This is a genomic window from Massilia sp. CT11-137, from assembly GCF_047302885.1.
Lineage (GTDB): Bacteria > Pseudomonadota > Gammaproteobacteria > Burkholderiales > Burkholderiaceae_D > Telluria > Telluria orientalis.
Genome location: NZ_JBKYMP010000002.1, coordinates 3,653,828 through 3,660,566, shown reverse-complemented (window position 1 = coordinate 3,660,566; position 6,739 = coordinate 3,653,828). Strand labels below are relative to the sequence as shown.

The following is a 6,739-nucleotide window of genomic DNA, read 5'->3' as shown; positions in this document are numbered from 1 at the left end:
CGCCGTCGTGGCCGACGAGGCGGGCGCCCGCCTTCACGATCGACACGGCGTAGCCGGCCTTGCGGTTGCGGATCGCCAGGTAAGGCAGGAAGAATTCGTCCAGCAGGCGGTTCGTCGTCGCGTGGTCGTCCTTGGCGATCGCGTGGTAGAAATCCATCGCGAGCTTCGGCATGAAGTTGAAGACGGCCGACGAGTACACCGGCACGCCCAGCGCCTTGTACGCCGCGGCGTAGACTTCCGCGGTCGGCAGGCCGCCCAGGTAGCTGAAACGGTCGCCCATGCGGCGCCAGATCGAGACCATCAGTTCGATGTCGCCGATGCCGTCCTTGAAGCCGATCAGGTTCGGGCAGCGGTCGGCCAGCTTTTCCAGCGAGTCCGGCGTCAGCCGGCACTGCGCGCGGTTGTACACCACGACGCCGATCTTGACCGATTTGCAGACTTGTTCCACGTGCGCGACGAGGCCATCCTGGCTCGCTTCCGTCAGGTAGTGCGGCAGCAGCAGCACGCCTTTCGCGCCCAGGCGCTCGGCTTCCTGCGCGAACGCGATGGCCGCGCGGGTCGGGCCGCCGGCGCCGGCGAGGATGGGCACCTTGCCGGCGCACGTGTCGACGGCGGTCTTGATCACCTGCGAGTACTCGTCATGCGTCAGCGAGAAGAATTCGCCGGTGCCGCCGGCCGCGAACAGGGCGGTGGCGCCATACGGGGCGAGCCATTCCAGGCGTTCGATGTAGGTGCTGGGGCGGAAGTTGCCTTCTGCATCGAAGTCGGTGATGGGGAAGGATAGCAGGCCGGACGACATGACTTGCTTGAGTTCTTGCGGATTCATTGGGTCTCCAGGGAAGGACGCGCGGGCGCGATGATGTGTCAACAATTGTCAGTCATCGTACAAGTGAGGCGGAAAAAGGGCAAGCAGAAATTGTTGGGGCTGCATACAAAGTGATACCGATTTTGGCATCGAGCGATTAAAAAAAGTTATTGGACGCATATTTACGATGCGGTTCAAAATGCAATTTACGCAATGATAGCGGTAACAGATAGCGTTACCACCGCGTAAAGCAGAGGCAGCGGACCGGGATGAGGTGAAGAGAGCACCCTGCCGGGCATCGCGGTTCGCAACCGGACCACACCGATAAAACAAAAACGGAGACACCATGCCAAAGCAGTTCCGCAAGACCCTGATCCACCTCGCCGTCGCCAGTGCCTGCGGCGTCCTCGCCCTCCCGGGCCATGCCCAGGAGACCGCCGCCGCCCCCGCCGATCCCGCTTCGGCACCCGCACCCGCGCCGGCGCCGGCCACAACCCAGGAGGGCGTCAACACCGTCGTCGTCTCCGGCTCGCGCATCGCCGCGCGCGGTTTCAGCCAGCCGACGCCGACGACGACGCTGACGGCCGACGACCTGGCGAAATCCGCCAAGCCGAACCTGTTCAACACGCTGGCCGAACTGCCGGCCCTGCAGGGCAGCACGGGCCGCACGACGTTCACGTACAGCACGTCGAGCGGCGTGCAGGGCCTGTCGTCGCTGTCGCTGCGCGGCCTCGGCACGATCCGCACCCTGACCCTGCTGGACGGCCAGCGCGTCGTCGGTGCGAACGTCACCGGCGTCACGGACGTCAGCCAGTTTCCGCAACTGCTGGTAAAACGCGTGGACGTCGTGACGGGCGGCGCGTCGGCGTCGTACGGTTCCGATGCGGTGGGCGGCGTGGTGAACTTCATCACCGACAAAAAATTCAGCGGCTTCAAGTTCAATGCCGAAGGCGGCATGACGCAGTACCACGACGACAAGAACGGCACCCTGCAGGCCGCGTGGGGCAGGGGCTTCATGAACGACCGCCTGCACGTGACGGCGAGCGGCGAGTTCACGAAGGAGAACGGCATCGATTCGCCGGGCTTCGGCGAAGTGGGCGCGAACGGCCGCAGCTGGTACAAGAACCCGGCGCTGCAGGAATCGACGAAGGCGATGCAGGCCGCGGGCGCGCCGCGCTATAAAAGCATCCAGCACGCGCAGCACATCCAGTATGCGAAGTACGGCCTGATCACGGACGGCCCGCTGAAAGGCACGGCATTCGGTCCGGGCGGCACGCCGTACCCGTTCCAGTACGGGTCGAATTGCGTCGGCAACTTCTGCGTGGGCGGCGATCTGGCGGGCAGCGTGGGCGCGGGCACGAACCTGGCGATGAACTTCAAGCGCCAGGTCGCGTACACGCGCGTGTCGTGGGACCTCGACGCCGATAACGAGATCTACGTGACGGGCAACTGGGCGCAGGTGAAATCCGTGTTCTCGCCGAACCCGGGCGCGGCCAAGCAGGCCAACCTCGGCATCAAGTGCGACAACGCCTACCTCCCGGCGTCGATCGCGGCAGGCTGCGCATCCGGCTATCCGAACGGCGTGATGCAGGTCGGCACGGCGAACGCGGAATTCCCCGCCAATATTTCCGTGCTCCCGACGCGCACGCAGCGCCGCTTCGTCGTCGGTGCCGACGGCCGCTTCACGCTGTTCGGCAAGGACTGGTCGTATGACGCGTACGCGGAACATGGCGAGAACACGACCGTCATCCACGTGCAGGACATCACCCTGAACCGCCGCTACAACTACGCGATCGATGCCGTGCGCGACGCCAGCGGCAACATCGTCTGCCGTGACGCCAACGCGCGCGCCAACGGCTGCCAGCCGATCAACATCTTCGGCGACGTGCCGATCAACATGGCCGGCTGGTCGTACATCGCGCCGCTGAACGGGCCGATGCAGCATACGGATTCGAGCCAGAACGTCGTCAGCGCCAACGTGCACGGCGACGTGGCCGAAGGCTGGGCCGGGCCGATCTCGATGGCCACCGGTTTCGAATGGCGCCGCGAGGACTATTCGGTGGTTGGCGACCCGTACGGCGCCGGCGTGGACCTGCAGTCGCGCTATGGCCCGAGCTATCCGCTCGACACCACGCTGTCGACCGGCGGCGACAACTGGTTCGCCGGGAACTACCACAACGGCCGCGGCGCGTTCAACGTGAAGGAAGCCTACCTCGAGTTGAACATCCCGTTCCTGAAGTCGGCCACGTGGGGCGAGGCGAACCTGAACATCGCCGACCGCGAAGAAAAATACAGCACCGCCGGCCATGCGAGCGCGTGGAAGATCGGCGCGACGTGGAAGACGCCCGTCGACGGCCTGCGCCTGCGCGCCGTCAGCTCCAAGGACGTGCGCGCGCCTAACCTGTCCGAGCTGTATGCCGCGATGACGGTGACGAACCAGGCCGTCAACAACAACCAGGGTTCGTCCATCCAGATCCAGCAGCGCAACGTGGGCAACCCGGACCTGAAGCCGGAAGTGGCCCGCAACAATTCGTTCGGCATCGTGCTCTCGCAACCCAGCTGGGCGCGCGGCTTCAACCTGTCCGTCGACTACTACGACATCAAGGTCAAGAACGTGATCAACTCGCTGGGTCCCCAGCAGGAGGTCGACCTGTGCTACGCGGGCTACCAGAACGTGTGCAGCGCCGTGTCGATCAACGGTGCGGCCGGCACGAACTACGTGCTGGCGCAGAGCTTCAACTTCGCGTCGCTGCACACGCGCGGCGTCGACATCGAGACGGCGTACCGCACGAACCTGCGTGATTACGGCCTGCCGGGCATGTTCACGTTGCGCGGCATGGCGACGCGCACGATCCACTCGGTGTCCGACCCGGGCGTGCCGGGCACGACGCCGAGCGAGGGCGCGGGCAACATGGCGGGCAGCACGCCGAAGTGGAAGGCGCTCCTGACCCAGTCGTGGGACAACGGCAAGCTGGGTCTGAGCCTGACCGAGCGCTGGGTCAGCGCCGGTGTGTTCAGCAACGAGTTCATCGAATGCCAGTCGAACTGCCCGCTGCCGACCGCGGCGCATCCGACAATCTACGACAATCACCTGCCGGGCGCGACTTACATCGACTTCGGTGCGACGTACACCTTCGCGAAGGACTCGATGTTGTACTTCAAGATCGACAACCTGGCCGACCGCGGGCCGGTGCTCGTGCCGCAGACGAACCTCAGTATCGGTATTAATCCGGCGCTGTATGACGTGATCGGCCGCACCTATCGCGCCGGTGTTCGCATGGCGTTTTAAACAACCGTCGCTCCCGCGTTCGCGGGAGCGGCGATGTCTTATCGCAACAAATATTGCTTTCAGAGAATATATTTCCGATTTTCATGCTTTCCCACTATTTTACCCGGTGAGATTTGGATAGATTGTGGGTGTCGAGGAGGAGACAACCATGCGGCATCTTACGATCAAACAAACATTCATCACCCTGCTGGCCCTGACCCTGGTCATGGCCGGCCTCATGCTGGCCGCGCTGCAGCGCGTGTCCGTCGCGCAAAGCCGCGCGACGGAGGCGAGCGAGTCGCGCTACCGGTCCTATCTGCTGGCGGACGAACTGCGCCAGAGCTCCGACGACCTCACGCGCCTCGCCCGCACCTACGTGGTCACGGGCGACAGCAGCTACGAACAGCAATACCAGGACATCCTCGCCATCCGCAACGGCACCAGGCCGCGGCCCGAGCACTATGAGCGCATCTACTGGGATCTCGTCGCGGGCGGCGTCGCGGTGCCGCCAGCGAGCGGCCAGGCGGTCCCGCTGCAGGAATTGATGCGCAAGGCCGGCTTCAGCGAACAGGAATTCGCCAAGCTGCGGGAGGCGCAGGACGTGTCCGACGCCCTCGTCAAGACCGAAGTCGCCGCGATGAACGCCGTGAAGGGCCTGTTCGACGACGGCCGCGGCGGATTTACCCGCAAGGACGAGCCGAATGCGGAATTCGCGCGGGCGATCATGCACGACGCCGCGTACCACCGCAACAAGGCGCGCATCATGGTGCCGCTGAACGACTTCCTGCGCCTGCTCGACGAGCGCACCGGCGCCGCCGTCGCCGACGCCCACCAGGCCACCGGCAGCGCGATGACGGCCGCGATCGCGCTGATGGTCCTGTCGCTCGTGTCGACGACCGCCGCCCTGTACATGGTCTACCGCTACATCATGCGCAACCTGAACAAGGCCGTTGCCGCGGCCGACCGCATCGCCGGGGGCGACCTGTCGGGCGAAGTCGTCGTGGAGTTCGACGACGAGGTGGGCCGGTTGATGGCGGCCATCGCCACCATCAACGGCAACCTGCACGACATGCTGGCCAGGATCCGCACGAGCACGGAAAACATGGCGACGGCGACCGATGAAATTGCGACGGGCAATGCCGACCTGTCGGCACGCACGGAAGCGCAGGCCGGGTCGCTCGAGGAGAGCGCCAGCGCGATGGAGACGCTGACCGGGACCGTCCAGCGCAACGCGGCCAACGCGCACGACGCCAACGACCTGGCGGCGCGCGCCTCCACGGTCGCCGGCAAGGGCGGCGAGGTGATGGCGCAGGTGGTGTCGACGATGGGGGACATCAAGGATGGCTCGGCACGCATCGCCGACATCATCGGCGTCATCGACAGCATCGCGTTCCAGACCAACATCCTCGCGCTGAACGCGGCCGTGGAAGCGGCGCGGGCCGGGGAACAGGGCCGCGGCTTCGCGGTGGTGGCGGCGGAAGTGCGCGCGCTGGCGCAGCGCAGCGCCGGCGCGGCCAAGGAGATCAAGGACCTGATCGGCGCGTCCGTGAACAGCGTGGAAACGGGCAGCCGCCTCGTCGACGAAGCGGGCAGCACGATGGACGAGATCATGGATGCGATCCGCCAGGTGTCCGGCATCCTGGGCGACATCGCCCGCGCCAGCGCGGAGCAGGGTCACGGCATCGCGGAAGTGAGCAGCGCCGTGCACCAGATGGACGGTATCACGCAGCAGAATGCGGCGCTCGTCGAAGAGGCCGCGGCGGCGGCGCAAAGCCTGAAGGAACAGGCGCAGGCGCTGTTGCAGGCCGTGGGCATCTTCACGCTGGAACGGGTGCCGGCGGCCGCGTCCGCCCGTCCGGCGCTGGCCGGCAAGCCGCGCCGCGGCGCGCAGGTGGTGGCGCTGCAGTACCGCTGATCAGGCGCGCGGCTGGTCCTGCAGCCGCTGCTGCGCTTCCCGCAGCCGTTCGCGGCTGTTCGAGAGGTGGGTGCGCATCGCGGCGCGGGCCGCTTCCGGGTCGCGCCGCAGGATCGCTTTATAGATGTCCTCGTGCTCGCGGTTCACGCGTTCGAGGTAGTCGGCCGGCTTGTCTTCGCCGAGACCCGGGGTGTTGAGGCGGGCGCGCGGGATGATCGCGCTGCCCAGCTGGCCCAGCAGCTCGACGAAATAGCGGTTGTCCGTCGCCTCCGCGATGAGCTGGTGGAAGCGGACGTCGGCCTCGACCGAGGTGCGGCCATTCTCGAGCGCGCGCTGCATCTCGCCCAGCGCCTGGCCCATCTGCGCCACCTGTTCCTCGGTGCGGCGCGACGCGGCCAGCCACGCGGCTTCCGTCTCCATGCTGATGCGCAGTTCGAGGATCGCGAGCACGTCGCGCACCGTCACCACGCTGTCCGTGCCGATGCCGAGCGTGGTCGCGGGCGGTTCCAGCACGAAGGTGCCGATGCCGTGGCGCGTCTGCACGAGCCCACCCGCCTGCAGCTGCGAGATCGCCTCGCGCACCACCGTGCGGCTCACGCCATACTCTTCCATGATCGCGGATTCCGGCGGCAACTTGTCGCCCGGGTTGAATTCGGAGCGGCGGATGCGCGCGCTCAATTCTTCCACCACACCCTGGGCGAGGTTGCGGTATTTTTTGCGGGCGGGCAGCAGGGCGGTCGGCGAGTTCATG

General features: G+C 66.2%; 4 protein-coding genes. 2 read left to right on the top strand and 2 right to left on the bottom strand.

The window, feature by feature from the left end:
- Window positions 1–826 (bottom strand): 5-dehydro-4-deoxyglucarate dehydratase (gene kdgD, locus ACEN98_RS33050; protein ID WP_413389052.1); only part of this gene is annotated, 826 nt, incomplete at its 3' end.
- A 325-nt stretch (window positions 827–1,151) separates the two neighbouring features.
- On the opposite strand from kdgD, the gene ACEN98_RS33045 reads away from it, so the two are divergent.
- Both ACEN98_RS33045 and ACEN98_RS33040 read left to right on the top strand, forming a co-directional pair.
- Entirely contained in the window at window positions 1,152–4,094 is a 2,943-nt protein-coding gene (locus ACEN98_RS33045) for a TonB-dependent receptor plug domain-containing protein (protein ID WP_413389051.1), read from the top strand.
- 148 nt (window positions 4,095–4,242) lie between these two features.
- Window positions 4,243–5,988, top strand: a complete 1,746-nt coding sequence (locus ACEN98_RS33040; protein WP_413389050.1) for a methyl-accepting chemotaxis protein — start codon at window positions 4,243–4,245, stop codon at window positions 5,986–5,988.
- On the opposite strand, the gene ACEN98_RS33035 is transcribed toward ACEN98_RS33040, so the two are convergent.
- Window positions 5,989–6,738: a FadR/GntR family transcriptional regulator gene (locus ACEN98_RS33035; protein WP_413343741.1), complete on the bottom strand. Its 750-nt coding sequence runs from the start codon at window positions 6,736–6,738 to the stop codon at window positions 5,989–5,991.
- Window position 6,739: the final 1 nt, after the last annotated feature.